This window comes from Streptomyces sp. NPDC088400 (genome assembly GCF_044753355.1).
In the GTDB taxonomy this organism is placed as follows: Bacteria; Actinomycetota; Actinomycetes; order Streptomycetales; family Streptomycetaceae; genus Streptomyces.
The window spans coordinates 244735-259804 of sequence record NZ_JBIVMZ010000006.1; the positions used below are offsets into that span (position 1 = coordinate 244735).

12 protein-coding genes are annotated in these 15070 nt (G+C 70.0%); 4 read left to right on the forward strand and 8 right to left on the reverse strand.

Annotated elements, in window-relative coordinates:
• Nucleotides 1–83: 83 nt before the first annotated feature.
• The 4 genes from ACIQD6_RS17580 to ACIQD6_RS17595 are packed head-to-tail and all read right to left on the reverse strand — an operon-like array spanning nucleotide 84 to nucleotide 4647.
• Nucleotides 84–1013 (reverse strand): DUF2510 domain-containing protein, encoded by a 930-nt coding sequence (locus tag ACIQD6_RS17580; RefSeq protein WP_401883419.1) that lies wholly within the window; start codon nucleotides 1011–1013, stop codon nucleotides 84–86.
• Between the two features lie 41 nt (nucleotides 1014–1054).
• Nucleotides 1055–1858, reverse strand: a complete 804-nt coding sequence (locus ACIQD6_RS17585; protein ID WP_401883422.1) for a 3-oxoacyl-ACP reductase — start codon at nucleotides 1856–1858, stop codon at nucleotides 1055–1057.
• A gap of 6 nt (nucleotides 1859–1864) precedes the next feature.
• Nucleotides 1865–3271 carry an aldehyde dehydrogenase family protein gene (locus ACIQD6_RS17590; RefSeq protein WP_401883425.1) on the reverse strand — a complete coding sequence of 469 codons (1407 nt, stop codon included), beginning with the start codon at nucleotides 3269–3271 and terminating at the stop codon, nucleotides 1865–1867.
• Between the two features lie 11 nt (nucleotides 3272–3282).
• Nucleotides 3283–4647 (reverse strand): glutamine synthetase family protein, encoded by a 1365-nt coding sequence (locus ACIQD6_RS17595; RefSeq protein ID WP_401883428.1) that lies wholly within the window; start codon nucleotides 4645–4647, stop codon nucleotides 3283–3285.
• Nucleotides 4648–4746: 99 nt separating this feature from the next.
• Here ACIQD6_RS17595 and ACIQD6_RS17600 point away from each other — a divergent pair, with 99 nt between their 5' ends.
• The 3 genes from ACIQD6_RS17600 to ACIQD6_RS17610 all read left to right on the forward strand — a co-directional run bounded on the left by ACIQD6_RS17600 (nucleotide 4747) and on the right by ACIQD6_RS17610 (nucleotide 8019).
• On the forward strand, nucleotides 4747–5463 hold the full coding sequence (locus ACIQD6_RS17600; protein ID WP_401883797.1) for a FadR/GntR family transcriptional regulator: 717 nt from the start codon (nucleotides 4747–4749) through the stop codon (nucleotides 5461–5463).
• Between the two features lie 254 nt (nucleotides 5464–5717).
• On the forward strand, nucleotides 5718–7208 hold the full coding sequence (eat, locus tag ACIQD6_RS17605; protein ID WP_401883431.1) for an ethanolamine permease: 1491 nt from the start codon (nucleotides 5718–5720) through the stop codon (nucleotides 7206–7208).
• Nucleotides 7209–7314: 106 nt separating this feature from the next.
• The gene (locus ACIQD6_RS17610) at nucleotides 7315–8019 is read left to right on the forward strand and encodes a gamma-glutamyl-gamma-aminobutyrate hydrolase family protein (protein WP_401883433.1); all 705 of its coding nucleotides are present in this window, start codon (nucleotides 7315–7317) and stop codon (nucleotides 8017–8019) included.
• A gap of 97 nt (nucleotides 8020–8116) precedes the next feature.
• Here ACIQD6_RS17610 and ACIQD6_RS17615 read toward each other — a convergent pair whose 3' ends face one another.
• Entirely contained in the window at nucleotides 8117–9058 is a 942-nt protein-coding gene (locus tag ACIQD6_RS17615) for a LysR family transcriptional regulator (RefSeq protein WP_401883436.1), read from the reverse strand.
• Nucleotides 9059–9128: 70 nt separating this feature from the next.
• On the opposite strand from ACIQD6_RS17615, the gene ACIQD6_RS17620 reads away from it, so the two are divergent.
• A complete protein-coding gene (locus ACIQD6_RS17620; protein WP_401883438.1) occupies nucleotides 9129–10292 on the forward strand; it encodes a TDT family transporter in 1164 nt (387 codons plus the stop codon).
• Nucleotides 10293–10350: 58 nt separating this feature from the next.
• Here ACIQD6_RS17620 and ACIQD6_RS17625 read toward each other — a convergent pair whose 3' ends face one another.
• From ACIQD6_RS17625 to ACIQD6_RS17635, 3 genes are all read right to left on the reverse strand, one after another.
• Entirely contained in the window at nucleotides 10351–10899 is a 549-nt protein-coding gene (locus ACIQD6_RS17625) for a helix-turn-helix domain-containing protein (RefSeq protein ID WP_401883440.1), read from the reverse strand.
• Between the two features lie 327 nt (nucleotides 10900–11226).
• Complete coding sequence (locus tag ACIQD6_RS17630) at nucleotides 11227–13854, reverse strand: ABC transporter permease/substrate binding protein (RefSeq protein WP_401883442.1); 2628 nt, start codon at nucleotides 13852–13854, stop codon at nucleotides 11227–11229.
• Nucleotides 13847–14992: a glycine betaine/L-proline ABC transporter ATP-binding protein gene (locus ACIQD6_RS17635; protein ID WP_401883445.1), complete on the reverse strand. Its 1146-nt coding sequence runs from the start codon at nucleotides 14990–14992 to the stop codon at nucleotides 13847–13849. The genes ACIQD6_RS17630 and ACIQD6_RS17635 overlap by 8 nt, the downstream gene beginning before the upstream one ends.
• Between the last annotated feature and the right edge of the window lie 78 nt (nucleotides 14993–15070).

A 15070-nucleotide genomic window follows, 5' to 3' on the forward strand; every position in this document is an offset into this window, starting at 1 on the left:
CGGAGACTCTTCTGAGGGCTCCGCTACGGAGGCTCCTCAGTCTCAGGAACCGCAGTCTCAGGAACCGCAGTCTCAGGAACCGCTCAGGGGCCGAGCGAACTGCCCACCCCGCCCGAGACGTCGCCGAGCGGGCGGATCCCCTCGGTGATCGTGTCCATCAGGCTAATGGGCAGTGCCTTCGGCCCCTTGTCGAATGCGGTGCGCACGATGACCGGCGTTCCCGTCCCGGCGGTCGAGGGAAAGACCAGCGACTGGACGCAGCCGCCGGGCCCGAACTCCGTGGTGACCTGCCACCGGACGAGATATCCGGTCCGGCCCGCGACCACGGTGGGCCTCGACGCGATTTCCTTGTGGGACACGATGCCGCCGTACAGGCGGGCGCCGACGCCGTCCTCCTCGTACGTCGCGTCCGCCGCCCTGGAGATGTCCTCCTTGGCCAGCTTCTCGGGGGAGGTCACATCGGTCCCGGTGGCGGTACGGGACGTGACCGTGCCCCAGGGGCAGAACCGCCCCGAGTCGCCGGGACAGTCGTACGTGTCCACGGTCGACATGGTGACCGCGTCGTTCACCGCGCTCTCCGGCCGCTCCCAGCCGTCGGGGATCGGCAGCGTGATGCTGTTCAACTGGTCGACCAGGACGGCCGGGTCCTCGCTGGACGTGTCGCCGGGCGTCGGGCTCGGAGACTCGCTGTTCTTGTTCGTCGTCGGGGGCAGGGGCGTGCCGCTGTCCGTGGCCTGCGGCCCGGTCTCCGGGCCGTCGTCACCGAGCAGGGTGGCTCCGACGGCGATCACCACCACGAGGACCACCCCGGCGGCGAGGACGGCCACCAGACCGCCCCGGCCACCGCCGTTCCCGCCCGTTCTCGCGCCGGCGGGAACGGCCGTCACGGCCGGGGGCGTCACGGCCACGCCCGGCGGCCGGGTGTGGCTGGTCCAGGAAGTCCCGTCCCACCAGCGTTCGGTGGACGGGACACCTGGATCGGGATACCAGCCGGGCGGGGTCGTCATGCTCATCCGCCCACTCTATGGGGCCCACGCGGGCTGCAGGAGAGTCGCTACAGGGGGGTGACGTACGCCCCGGAGAGACCACCGTCGACCAGAAAGTCCGTGGCGTTCACGAACGACGCGTCGTCGCTGGCGAGAAACGCGACCGCCGCCGCGATCTCCTCCGCCTCGGCGAACCGCCCGACCGGAATGTGCACCAGTCGCCGCGCGGCCCGCTCCGGATCCTTCGCGAACAGCTCCCGCAGTAGCGGGGTGTTGACGGGCCCCGGGCAGAGCGCGTTGACCCGGATCCCCTCGCGGGCGAACTGCACCCCCAGTTCCCGGGACATGGCGAGCACCCCGCCCTTGGACGCGGTGTACGAGATCTGCGAGGTCGCCGCGCCCATCCGGGCCACGAAGGACGCGGTGTTGATGATCGAGCCCCGGCCCTGGCGCCGCATATAGGGAATGGCGGCCTTGCAACAGAGGTAGACCGAAGTGAGGTTGACCTCCTGGACCCGCTTCCAGGCCTCCAGGCCGGTGGTGAGGATCGAGTCGTCGTCGGGCGGTGAGATCCCCGCGTTGTTGAAGGCGATATCGACGCTGCCGTAGGTGTCGTGGGCGGTCCTGAACAGCGCCTCGACCTGTTCGGCGTCGGTGACGTCGACCTGTACGAAGATCCCGCCGACGTCCTCCGCCACGGCCTTTCCGCTGGTCTCGTCGACATCACCGCACACGACGTGCGCGCCCTCGGAGGCGAGCCTGCGCGCGGTGGCCAGGCCGATGCCGCTGCCGGCTCCGGTGATGACTGCGGTACGGCCGGTCAGGCGCCGGCAGACGGGGTCGTTCGTGGCTGCGCTGATGGGGGCGGTCATGGTGGCTCAGGCCTCCGTACTGATGAAGACGTTCTTGGTTTCGGTGAAGGCTGCGAGGGCGTCGGGGCCCAGTTCCCGGCCGAGGCCGGACTGCTTGTAGCCGCCGAACGGGGTGCCGTAGCGCACGGCGCTGTGGGAGTTGACGGACAGGTTGCCCGCGGCGACGGCACGCGACATTCGCAGGGCGCGGCCCACATCACGGGTCCAGATCGACCCGGCGAGCCCGTAGTCGGTGGCGTTGGCGAGCCGGACCGCGTCCTCCTCGTCGTCGAAGGGCAGCACGACGGCCACGGGCCCGAAGACCTCCTCGGTGGCGACCGGTGAGTCGGCGGAGGCATCGGTGAGGACGGTCGGCGGGAACCAGAATCCGGGGCCCCCGGGCGCGGTCCCCCGGATGCCCTTCGCGCCCTCGGGGACGTACGACCGTACGCGTTCCAGCTGGACCGCCGAGATCAACGGGCCCATCTGGGTCCTCTCGTCGGAGGGGTCACCGACGACCACCGACTCGACGGCGGGGGCGAGGAGTTCGAGGAACCGGTCGTGGACCTCGCGCTGGACGAGGATGCGGGTACGGGCACAGCAGTCCTGGCCGGAGTTGTCGAGGAAAGCCATCGGCGCGGTGGCCGCGGCGGCGTCCAGGTCCGAGTCGGCGAAGACGATGTTGGGGCTCTTGCCCCCGAGTTCGAGGGTCACGCGCTTCACCAGCGTGGCGCTCTTCTCCATGATCCGCTTGCCGACGCGGGTGGAGCCGGTGAACACGATCTTGGCCACGCCCGGATGCTCGACCAGCGCGTTGCCCGCCACGTCACCCGCTCCGGGCAGGACCTGGAAGAGATGCTCGGGAAGGCCTGCCTCCAGGGCGAGTTCGGCCAGGCGGAGCGCGGTGAGCGGGGTGGTCTCGGCGGGCTTGAGGAGCACCGCGTTGCCGGCCGCGAGGGCGGGGGCGGTACCCCAGGCGGCGATCGGCATGGGGAAGTTCCAGGGCGCGATCACCCCGATCACCCCGAGCGGTTCCAGCAAGGTGATGTCGAGGCCGCCGGCGACCGGGATCTGGCGGCCGTTCAGCCGCTCCACTCCCCCGGCGGAGTAGTCCAGGAGATCACGGACATTGCCCGCCTCCCAGCGGGCGTTGCCGAGGGTGTGGCCCGCCTCGCGGACCTCCAGCCGGGCCAGTTCCTCGTTGTGCGCGTCGACGACGGCGGCGAAGCGGCGCAGCAGCCGTGCGCGGTCGGCGGGGGCGGCCGCCGCCCACCGGTGCTGGGCCGTCGCGGCCCGCCGGACCGCCGCGTCGACCTGCTCCTCGGTGGTCGCCGGGACGGTGGCGACGACCTCGCCGGTGGCCGGGTTGAGGACCTGGTGTTCAGCCGCTCGGTGCTCGGTCCCGGGGTGTGCGGTCGGGTGATGTTCGTTCACGGGTCGTTCCCTCACAGGCGTTCGAAGGAGCGGCGAAGCTCCCAGTCGGTCACCGCGGCGTCGAAGGCCTCCACCTCGACACGCGCCATGTTGCGGTAGTGCGCGACGACTTCGTCGCCGAAGGCCGCGCGGGCGATGGGGCTGTTCTCCCAGAGCTCGGCGGCTTCACGCAGGGTGGCGGGGACGTGTTCGTACGCGGCGGTATAGGCGTTGCCCGTGCATGCCTCGGGGAGCTCCAGCTCGTTCTCGATGCCGTACAGCCCCGCGGCGACCAGACCGGCGACGGCGAGATACGGATTGACGTCCCCGCCGGGCAGCCGGTTCTCGAAGCGCAGCGACCGGCCGTGGCCGACCACCCGCAGCGAGCAGGTGCGGTTGTCGTAGCCCCAGGCGACGGCAGTGGGCGCGAAGGATCCCGGCTGGAAGCGCTTGTACGAGTTGATGGTGGGCGCGTACAGCAGGGAGAAGTCGCGCAGCGCGGCGAGCTGGCCCGCCAGGAAGTGCCGCATCACGGGGGACATGCCACCGGGCCCGTCCCCGCCCATGACCGGGGCGCCGTGCTCGTCCTGGAGTGAGAGATGGATATGGCAGGAGTTGCCCTCGCGCTCGTTGTACTTGGCCATGAACGTGAGCGAGACGCCCTCCTGGGAGGCGATCTCCTTGGCGCCGGTCTTGTAGATGGCGTGCTGGTCGCAGGTGACGAGGGCATCGTCGTATTTGAAGGTGATCTCGTGCTGGCCCGGGTTGCACTCGCCCTTGGCGGACTCGACGGTCAGTCCCGCGCCGGCCATCTCGTTACGGATGCGGCGCAGCAGCGGTTCGATACGGCCGGTGCCGAGGACGGAGTAGTCGATGTTGTACTGGTTGGCCGGGGTCAGACCGTGATAGCCGCTGTCCCAGGCCTGTTCGTACGTGTCCTTGAAGACGATGAATTCGAGTTCCGTGCCGGCGTGCGCGGTGTAGCCGTGGGCGGCGAGGCGCTCCAGCTGGCGGCGGAGTATCTGGCGGGGCGCCGCGACGACCGGCGAGTCGTCGTTCCAGGCGAGGTCGGCGACGAGCATCGCCGTGGCCTCGTTCCAGGGCACGCGACGCAGGGTGGCGAGGTCGGGGCGCATGGCGAAATCGCCGTAGCCGTGCTCCCAGGAGGACATCGCGTATCCGTCGACGGTGTTCATCTCGGTGTCGACGGCGAGCAGGTAGTTGCAGCCCTCGGTGCCGTGCTCCAGGACCTCGTCGAGGAAGAAGGGCGCGGCGAACCGCTTGCCCTGGAGCCGGCCCTGCATATCGGGGAAGGCCAGAACGACCGTGTCGATCTCGCCGCTCTCCACCAGGATCCTCAGATCCTCGACGCTGAGCGGGGGTGTGCGGTCTGCCACGGGATTGCTCCTCCTTCGGTCAGCCGGAAGCCATAAGGTATTCCTGAAGACCTTTGGTTGGGAAGGGGAAACGGCGACGTGGCGAAGAAGAACGAGCCGATGGACCCGCTGACTCCAGTACTGCGGCCCGTGCGGGCGGGAAACGGTTTCGAAGAGGCACTGGAGCAGATCCTCCAGGTCGTACGGCTCGGCCTGGTGGCGGGCGGCGAACGGCTGCCCGCCGAGCGTGAACTGGCGGACCGGCTGCGGATCAGCCGGGTCACCCTGCGCGAGGTGCTGAAGGTCCTCCAGGACGAGGGTCTGGTGGAGAGCCGGCGGGGGCGGTACGGCGGAACCTTCGTACGACGCCGGCCCGATGCCCCCGCCCGGGGCGCCGGGGAGGAGCTTCGACGGCGCGTGGAAGGGGTGGACATCGAGGACGTCCTGCGCTTCCGTGAGGTGCTGGAGGTCGGCGCGGCGGGTCTGTGCGCGACGCACGGACTGACCGGGGAGCAGGCCGGACGGCTGCGCTCGGCACTGGCCGCGACGCACGACGCGCCGTTGGCGGAGTACCGCAGGCTGGACACGCTGCTGCATCTGACACTCGCCGAACTGTCCGGCTCCGCGACCCTGACCGCGCAGTACGCCTCCGTACGGGCGCAGGTGAATGTCCTGCTGGACTGCATCCCGCTGCTCGTACGGAATCTGGAGCACTCGCAGCGACAGCACACGGCACTGGCCGAAGCGGTGCTCGACGGGGACGCGGACGGAGCACGCGAGATCGCGCGCGAGCACTGCGGGGGCACGGCGGCGCTGCTGCGGGGTTTCCTCGCGTGAGTACTGAGCATGTCTGTCCGGGGGCAGGGCTTTGCCATCCGGGCACGAACCTTCCCCGCCCGGAAGCCACGACGCCCGCCGACCGCACGCACCCCGACCACAGGCACCCCGGCCGCACGCACCCCGGCCACAGCCACTGCGACCACAGGCACCGCTCATCCGTAACAGCCGTTTAACGCACGGGTCTTGCGCGCGGCCACTAGGGCCGCAATGGTATGGCCTCACACCTTTACCCCCTGAGGCAGGAGCTGCTCATGCCCGACGGCACCGATTCGCGCGTTCCACCAGCCGAAGCGGCCGACGGCCCGGCCGCACCCCCGGACGCCTCCGCCCAGCAGGACGCCACGTACCTCCAACGGCGCACGCTGCGCCGGGGCAGCGCAGGCTGGCTGCTGCTCACCGGTCTCGGCGTCGCCTATGTCGTCTCCGGTGACTTCTCGGGCTGGAACATCGGCCTCTCCGAAGGCGGCTTCGGCGGTCTCGCGATCGCCACGCTGCTGATGGGGGTGATGTACGCCTGTCTGGTCTTCTCGCTCGCCGAGCTGTCCGCCATCCTGCCCACCGCGGGCGGCGGTTACGGTTTCGCCCGGCGCGCGCTCGGCACCTGGGGCGGCTTCCTCACCGGTACGGCCATCCTGATCGAGTACATCCTGGCCCCGGCCGCGATCTCCATCTTCATCGGTGAGTATGTCGAGTCCCTCAATCTCTTCGGCCTGACCGCCGGCTGGCCCGTCTACCTGGCCTGCTTCGCGATCTTCATCGGGATCCACCTCTGGGGCGTCGGCGAGGCGCTGCGTTTCAGTCTGGTGGTGACGGCCATCGCGGTGGCGGCGCTGCTGATCTTCGCGGTCGGCGCGTTCACCGAGTTCGACGCGAGCGGCCTCAACGACATCCCCGTCGACCAGGACGCCTTCGGCTCCGGCACCTGGCTGCCGTTCGGCGTTCTGGGCATCTGGGCCGCCTTCCCCTTCGCCATGTGGTTCTTCCTCGGGGTGGAGGGCGTACCGCTCGCCGCCGAGGAGGCCAAGGACCCGGTGCGTTCGATGCCGAGGGCACTGTCGATCGCCATGGGCGTGCTGGTGCTGCTCGCGGTGATCACCTTCTTCGCCGCGACGGGGGCGCGCGGCTCGGCCGCCGTCCAGGACGCGGGCAATCCGCTGGTGGTCGCCCTTCAGGGAGACGGTGATCCGACGCCACTGAGCCGGTTCGTGAACTACGCGGGTCTCGCCGGTCTGGTCGCATCCTTCTTCTCCCTCATCTACGCGGGCTCCCGGCAGCTGTTCGCCCTCTCCCGCGCCGGCTATCTGCCCCGATTCCTGTCCCTGACGAGCGGCCGAAAAGCCCCCTATCCGGGTCTGTTGATCCCCGGCGCGATCGGCTTCGCGCTCGCCGCGGGCACCGGCGACGGCGGACGGATGCTGAACGTCGCGGTGTTCGGCGCGACCATCTCGTACGCCCTGATGGCCCTGTCCCATCTCGTGCTGCGCCGCCGCGAACCGGGGCTGCCCCGCCCGTACCGCACGCCCGGCGGCATGCTCACCTCCGGCGTAGCGTTCGTACTGGCCCTGTCGGCGCTGGTCGCGACGTTCCTGGTGGACAAGGACGCCGCGTTCATCGCGCTGGGCGTCTATGTCGTCGCTCTCGCCTACTTCACCTTCTACAGTCGCCACCGACTGGTCGCGGCCGCTCCCGAGGAGGAGTTCGCGGCCCTGGCAGCGGCCGAGGCCGAACTGGAACGCGGCTGACGGCGGCACCACAGCCAGAGCACCGAACACCGAGCCCAGCACACAGCACACAGCACACAGCACACAGCACACAGCACACAGCACGAGAACGACGGAGGACCCATCCGTGAAGCCCCTCATCGGCATCAGCACCTATCTGGAGGAATCCGCCGCGTGGGGCGTCTGGGAACTGCCCGCGGCTCTGCTGCCCACCGGCTACCCCCGGCTCGTCCAGCGGTCCGGTGGACTGGCCGTGATGCTCCCGCCGGACGAGCCGGCAGCGGCGGCCTCGGCGGTGGCGCGGCTCGACGGGGTGGTGATCGCGGGCGGCCCCGACGTACAGCCCGTACGGTACGGGGCCGAGCCGCACCCCCGCACCGGGCCGCCGGCCCTCGAACGTGACGCCTGGGAGCTGGCCCTGATCGAGGCCGCCCTCGCGTCCGGCACCCCGCTGCTGGGGATCTGCCGGGGGATGCAACTGCTCAATGTGGCCCTCGGCGGGACGCTCGTCCAGCACGTGGAGGGGCACACCTCGCCGGTCGTCGGCCGCTTCGGCGAGCACCCGGTGAAGCCGGTGCCCGGAACCCGCTACGGGGATCTGGTGCCCGAGGAGTTCGACGTACCGACCCATCATCACCAGACGGTCGACCGGCTCGGTACGGGGCTGACCGCCTCGGCGTTCGCGTCGGACGGAACAGTCGAGGCCGTCGAACTCCCGGACCCGCAATGGGCGCTGGGCGTCCAGTGGCACCCGGAGATGGGAGAGGACACCCGCGTCATGTCCGCGCTGGTCGGAGCGGCCACCGCGCCGGCCGTGACCGGCCACCGCTGACAAAGAACCGCCGACAAAGGACCGCCGACGAAGAACCGCCGACAGAGAACCGCCGACGCGCCCGGCCGCCGGTGACCTGTGGACAGGCCCGTCGCCGTCAGCCCCGGGCCCCGCGCGTCAAGGACAGCAGGTCGCGGGCCGGACCCGCGGGCCGGGTGCCCGCCGGCCAGACCGCGCGCAGGTCACGGCGGAGACCCAGGCCCTCCACCGGCACATTCACGAGCCGGCGGGCTGCCAGTTCCTCGCCGACCGCGAGTTCGCTCAGTACGCAGGGGCCCGCCCCGCTCACCGCGGCGGCCTTCAGGGCGGTGGTGGAGGCGAGTTCCAGCAGCGGCTCGGCGACGCCGCCGTACGCGGTGAGCCCGGCGTCCAGCACCTGACGCGTCCCGGAGCCCGGTTCGCGCAGGATCAGCGGGGTCCCGGCCAGTTCCGCCGGGTCGAGCGGTGTACGGCGGCGGGCCCAGGGATGTCCCGGGGCCGCGACCACGAGCAGCCGGTCATGGCCGATGACGGCGGAATCGAGACCGTCCGGCGCCGCCGTGCCCTCCACGAAGCCGAGGTCCGCCTCATGGGTGAGGAGCCGCTCGGCGACGGCGGCGGAGTTGCCCGCGTGCAGCGAGACGGCGGTGTCCGGCCGGGCCTGGCGCAGCGCTATCAGCCAGCCGGGCAGCAGATACTCGGCGATCGTCATACTGGCGGCGACACGCAACCGTGAGTCCCGGCGGTCGCGCAGTGCCTGCGCTCCCGCGTCGAATGCCTCCGCGGCCTCCACGACGCGCCGGGCCCAGTCCGTGACCAGCGTCCCGGCGTCGGTGAGCCGGGAGCCGCGCGGTGAGCGGTCCACCAGGGCCACCCCGAGCATGCGTTCCATGGCCCGGATGCGGCTGCTGGCAGCGGGCTGGCTGATGCCGAGTTCCCGGGCCGCCCGGCCCAGGCTGCCCAGCCTGGCGACGGCGAGCAGCAGCTCCAGCGCGCCGAGGTCGGGCACCCGGTGGGCGAGCGGAGCGGTGAGCGGGACAGGGGGCGGTGGATCGGCCATAACCCCAGGTTATGGCCTCATAGCGACAGCGGGGCTGGTGGGGGCCGTACGCGGCCGCGAAAGTGGAACCATGGTCACCCTCGCGCACAGCGCCGCGCTCTCCGCCGCACCCGCCTCGCGCGGCGCCGTCGGCACGCGGCTGCCCGCCCTGCGGCATCTCGGGCCCAACTGGTACGCGACGGTGATGGGCACCGCGATCGTCGCGACCGCCGGGGCCGGGCTCCCGCTGGATGTGCCGGGGCTGCGGGCCGGCTGTGCGGTGGTGTGGGCGCTGTCGGCGGTGCTCCTGGCCGTCGTGCTGACCGCGCGTGCGGGGCACTGGCTGCACCACCGTGACCAGGCGCGCAGCCATCTCCTCGACCCGGCCGTGGCGCCCTTCTACGGATGCCTCGCGATGGCACTGCTGGCCGTCGGGGCCGCCACCCTCGCCGTGGGCCGGGATGTGCTCGGCGAGGACGTCGCGGTCGCGGTCGACGCGGTGCTGTTCGGCGTGGGGACGCTGCTCGGTGTCGCGGTCGCCGTGACGATCCCGTACCTGATGGTCGTACGTCACCGCCTGGAGGCGGCCGACGCGTCGCCGGTCTGGCTGCTGCCGCTGGTGACGCCCATGGTCTCGGCTGCGGTCGGCCCGGCGCTGGTGCCGTATCTGCCGGCGGGCCAGGGGCGCGAGGCGTTGCTGCTCGGCTGTTACGCGCTGTTCGGGCTGAGCATGCTCGCGACACTGACGATGCTGCCGCTGGTATTCGCCCGGCTGGTGGTGCGCGGTCCGCTGCCCCTCGCGCTGACCCCGGTGCTCTTTCTCGTGCTCGGTCCGCTGGGCCAGTCGACCACTGCGGTCAATCAGGTGGCCGATGTGGCGCCGTCGGCGCTGGGCGCTCCGTACGCGGACGCGCTGGGCGCCTTCGCCGTGGTGTACGGCGTGCCGGTGATGGGGTTCGCGCTGCTGTGGCTGGCGCTGTCGGCGGCTCTGGTGGTGCGTGCGGCCCGGCGCGGGATGCGGTTCACGATGACGTGGTGGGCCTTCACCTTCCCCGTCGGTACGTGTGTGACGGGAGCGGAGGGGCTGGGGAAGCACACGGGTCTGGTGGCTCTGGAGTGGCTGGCGGTGACGCTGTTTGTGCTGCTGGTGACGGCGTGGGCGGTGGCAGGGTGGCGCACGCTGCGGGGCCTGTTCGGCGGACGGCTGCTCGCGGCGCCCGCGGTGCCCCGGCCGGCGACGGCCCGTAGCGGCTGAAGAGGCCCGCCGACGCGGGCGCGGGTAGACCGGGGCAGGCCCGTCGGCCCGGCCCTCTTCAGCGAGGGGGGTCGACCGTCGCGTCGATGTGCTCGGCGACGGCCACGACCAGGATGCGGGTGCCGGGCTCGGTGGCCCGCCAGCGGTGCCGTACGCCACCGGACAGATAGAGCGTGTCACCGCGTTCCAGGCGGTACGCGCGGCCCTCGGCCTCGACCTCTGCGGCTCCGTCGGCGATGTACATGATCTCGTCGTTGCGGTGCTGGTACTCCCGGCCGGTGTCCTGCTCGCCGGTGAATTCCTTGGCGTTCAGCTGGTGCCCGCCGCGCACCACCCGGCGGACTCCGGGCCCGAGGTCGCCGGCTCGTACGACATCGACTGTGCGCGCCGAGTCGGCGGCCGCGTGCAGCTGGGCGGGGGTCGTCTCCAGGGCGTCCGCCACCCGGTCCAGCGAGCGGGTGCTGGGCCTGGCGCGTTCGTTCTCGATCTGGCTGAGGAAGGGAACGGACAGCCCACTGCGGGCGGAGACCGCCGCCAGGGTCAGGCCCAGGGACCTGCGCCGCCTGCGGACGGCCGCGCCCACCCTGAGCGCTTCCTTGTCGTCCATGACTGGCTCCCTCCCGACCGGATCGTCATCCTCTCAGAGTTGACGCCGGTACAAGGGCTGTCCTGCCGCAACCGTACGGAACCCCCGGCCGGTACGAACACACGGACGAGGAGAGCGAGCGGCCCCCGGGTCAATAATGCGCGCCGCCGGGCGATTCGCAAAGCCCTGCGGCCGGGCGAGGGGCGGGCCCCGGAGCCCGGACAGGCGGAAGGGGTGGGCCTCGCCCACCGGCGACGCCCACCCCTTCCGAAGACACTTCCCCCGGAGTCACCGCCTCCTTGGACCGACCGGCGATTGGGGGGCGGTCTTAGGAAGCGGCCACTACGACTACCTCGGGGCCATCTTGTCCGCGATGCCCGGATTCTTGGCCATCCAGGCCTTCGCGCCTTCCTCCTCGTGTCCCGTACCGGCCTTCTTGATCTCGTTCTCCAGGCTGCCGAGCTGCTGCTCGTCGAGCTTGAAGTTCTTGAACCACTTGGTCAGCTGCGGGTAGTTCTTCGGGAAGTCCTTGTGCGCGACGTTGGTGAGCTGGTCACCGCCGCCGAAGGTCTTCTTCGGGTCCTTCAGCTTGGTCAGGTCGTACTCGTTGTAGGACCAGTGCGGGGTCCACAACGTGACCGCGATCGGCTCCTTCTTCGCGTACGCGCGCTTCAGCTCGGCGAGCATCGCCGGGGTGGAGCCGTCGACGACCTTGTACTCCTTGTCGAGACCGTAGTCCGGCAGCACCTTGTCCTTGAGGACGTTCATCTCCTCGGTGCCCGGCTCGATGCCTACGATCCGCCCCTTGAACTCGTCGCCCCGGCCCTTGAGGTCGGCGAGGGAGTTCACCCCCTTGACGTACGAGGGGACGGCGACCTCGCGGGAGGTCGGGCCGTACCAGGAGCCGAGCTTGGTGAGACTGCCCTGGTACTTGTCCCAGTATTTCTTCTGCGCGTTGGGCAGCCAGCCGTCGAACTGGACATCCACCTGGCCCTGGGCCATCGCGGCGTACATCGGTCCGAGCTCGAACTGATTGAGCTCGATCTTGTACCCGCGCTCTTCGAGGACCGCCTTCCACAGATAGGTGGCGGCGATGTCCTCCTCCCAGGGGAACCAGGCGACCTGCACGGGGCGGTTGCGCTCGTCCTCGCCGTTGGCGGCCTTACCGGCCTTGGCGACCGGGGTCCACTTGTCGGCGAGGCCCGGGTTCTCCTTGAGCCATTCGCGGACGGCCTCCTGCTCCTTGCCCTTGCCGGTCGTCTGGATCTTGGCCTCAAGACTGGTGAGCTGCTTCTCGTTCATCTTGAAGTTCTTGAGCCACTTGCCGACCTGCGGGTTGTCGGAGGAGAAGCCCTTGCGGGCCAGGGTGTGGATGCCGTCGCTCTCCGCGCCGAAGGCCTTCTTGGGGTCCTGCAGCTTGGTGAGGTCGTAGTCGTTGTAGGCCCAGTGCGGCGACCAGAGCACGACCGCGATCGGCTCCTTCTTCGCGTACGCGCGCTTCAGCTCGGCGAGCATGCCGGGCGTGGAACCGTCGACGAGCGTGTACTCCTTGTCGAGGCCGTACTCCTTGAGGACCTTGCTCTTGAGAAGGCCCATCTCACCGGCGCTGGGCTCGATACCGATGATCTTGCCCTTGAAGGTGGAGCTCTTGCCCTTCAGGTCGGCCAGGGACTTGACGCCCTTGACGTACGAGGGGACGGAGATCTCCAGGGAGGTCTTGTCGTACCAGGCCCCCATGTCCTCCAGCTTGTTCTTGTACTTGGCCCAGTACGTGGCGTGGGTGACCGGCAGCCAGGAGTCGGTCTGGATGTCGATCTGGCCGGCCGACTGGCCGGTGTAGAGCGGGCCGGCCTCGTACTGCTTGGCGTCGACCTCGTAGCCGCGCTGCTCCAGCAGTTCCTTCCAGAGGAAGGTGGAGGCGATGCCCTCGTCCCAGGGGATGTACCCCATGCTGATCTTCTTGCCCTGGCCGACGTTGTTGGCGTCCGAGGTGGTGTCGGCGGTCTTGGAACCACCGAACAGGCCGATGCTGCCCGCGACGAGCGCGAGGATGAGCACACCGGCGATCGCGACGACGGGCTGCGGACGGTGGGTCCAGATCTTCAGCCCACCGGCCAGCTCCTGGGCCTTGGCCAGCGCACGACGGCCGACCGGGGAGACCTGAAGGCTGAGCGCACCGGTCATCCGGTCCAGGTACACGGCCAGGATGACGACGGAGACGCCCGCTTCGGCACCGAGGCCGATGTCGATGTTGCCGAGAGCGCGGTAGACCGCGCCACCGAGGCCGCCACCGCCCACCATGCCGGCGATGACCACCATGGACAGGCCCAGCATGATCACCTGGTTGATGCCGGCCATGATCGTCTCCAGCGCCAGCGGCAGCTGGACCCGGAGCAGGGTGTTGCGCGGGGTGGTGCCGAACGCCTCGGCGGCCTCGACCAGTTCCGCGTCGACCTGGCGGATGCCGAGCTCGGTCATCCGGACGCCGGGCGGCAGGGCGAAGATGATCGTGGCGACGATGCCGGGGGTCGCTCCGAGCCCGAAGAAGATGACGCCCGGGATCAGATAGACCATGGCGGGCATGGTCTGCATCAGGTCGAGCACCGGCCGGACCAGGGAACTGACCGTCTTGGAGCGTGCGGCCCAGATACCGAGCGGCACCGCGATGACGAGCACCACGATCGTCGCGACCAGCACGAGCGACAGGGTCTCCATCGCTTCGCTCCACAACTCGATGGAGTCGATGAGAGCGAAGCCGACAAAGGCGAGAACGCCCGCGAGGAGGCTGCGCAGCCACCAGGCGAGTACGGCGAAGATGCCCGCGAGGAGCAGCGGCTCCGGAGCCGAGAGCACCGCGTTGATGCCGTCGTACATGCCGGAGACGATCGAGCCGATCGCGTCGAACAACCAGGCGAAGTGGCTCTGAAGGAAGGTGACGGCGCTGTCGACCCAGTCACCGAGAGGAAGCCTAGGCACTGGCTACCGCCTTGTCGTTCTTGTCCTTGGAGATCGAAGTCCCGGCCGGTGCGCCGGCGGGCGCCTCGGGCGCCATCGGCTCACCGAGGACGGCCAGCAGCCTGGCACGCGGGACGACTCCGACGAGCCCGCCCTCCTCGTCGATGACGGCGACCGGGACGGCGCTGGTGGAGCAGGGCGTGAACAGCTCGATGATCGGCGCGGACTCGGCCACCCTGGCGGGCGCGGCGGCGAGTACGTCCTCGGCCGTACGCAGTTCCTTGCCACCGTCCGTCCGGATACCGAAAGCGGTCTCCGGGTCGGCCATGATGGCGCTGGCGGTGAGCACCCGGGAACGGTCGACATCCTGGGTGAAGGAGGCGACGTAGTCGTTGGCCGGGGTGACGAGGATGTCCTCCGCGGTGCCCATCTGGACGATCTCACCGTCACGCATGACCGCGATCTGGTCGCCGAGGCGCATGGCCTCGTTGAGGTCGTGGGTGATGAACACGATGGTCTTTTTGAGCCGTTTCTGGAGCTGGAGCAGCTGATCCTGCATGTCGCGGCGGATCAGCGGGTCGAGCGCGCTGAAGGACTCGTCCATCAGCAGCAGATCGGCGTCGGTGGCGAGCGCGCGGGCGAGACCGACGCGCTGCTGCATACCGCCGGAGAGCTCGTCCGGCCAGGACGTCTCCCAGCCGCCCAGGCCTGTCATCTCCAGCGACTCGGCAGCGCGCTTCTCACGCTCCTCACGGGGCACACCCTGCACTTCGAGTCCGTACGCGGCGTTCTCCAGAACGCTGCGGTGCGGAAAGAGCGCGAAGTGCTGGAAGACCATGCTGATCTTGGTGGAGCGCACGTGCCGCAGCTCCTGCGGACTCAGCGCGGTCAGATCCTGGCCGTCGAAGAGCACCCGTCCCGAGGTCGGTTCGAGCAATCCGTTCAACATGCGAAGCAGCGTGGACTTGCCGGATCCGGACAGGCCCATGACCACGAATATCTGGCCGGGCTCGACCGAGAAGGAAGCGTCGATCACCGCTGCGGTCGTACCATCGGTGCGGAGCTCGTCACGGTCCGTGCCGCTTTCGAGCTTCCTCACAGCTTCAACTGGTCGTCTACCGAAGACTTTGTACAGGTGTTCGGCTTGCAGCCTGGACACATACACCTCACGCGTTGAACGGAAAAACGGCCCGCAACCCCCGCGGGCGGGCCGTGGAGCACGCGAGGTCGGCCCCGC

Coding starts and splice junctions, on each gene's coding strand:
- ACIQD6_RS17625 (WP_401883440.1), bottom strand. CDS start 10,899: ATGGACGACAAGGAAGCGCTCAGGGTGGGCGCGGCCGTCCGCAGGCGG.
- eat (WP_401883431.1), top strand. CDS start 5,718: ATGCCCGACGGCACCGATTCGCGCGTTCCACCAGCCGAAGCGGCCGAC.
- ACIQD6_RS17615 (WP_401883436.1), bottom strand. CDS start 9,058: ATGGCCGATCCACCGCCCCCTGTCCCGCTCACCGCTCCGCTCGCCCAC.
- ACIQD6_RS17600 (WP_401883797.1), top strand. CDS start 4,747: ATGGACCCGCTGACTCCAGTACTGCGGCCCGTGCGGGCGGGAAACGGT.
- ACIQD6_RS17585 (WP_401883422.1), bottom strand. CDS start 1,858: ATGACCGCCCCCATCAGCGCAGCCACGAACGACCCCGTCTGCCGGCGC.
- ACIQD6_RS17580 (WP_401883419.1), bottom strand. CDS start 1,013: ATGAGCATGACGACCCCGCCCGGCTGGTATCCCGATCCAGGTGTCCCG.
- ACIQD6_RS17620 (WP_401883438.1), top strand. CDS start 9,129: ATGGTCACCCTCGCGCACAGCGCCGCGCTCTCCGCCGCACCCGCCTCG.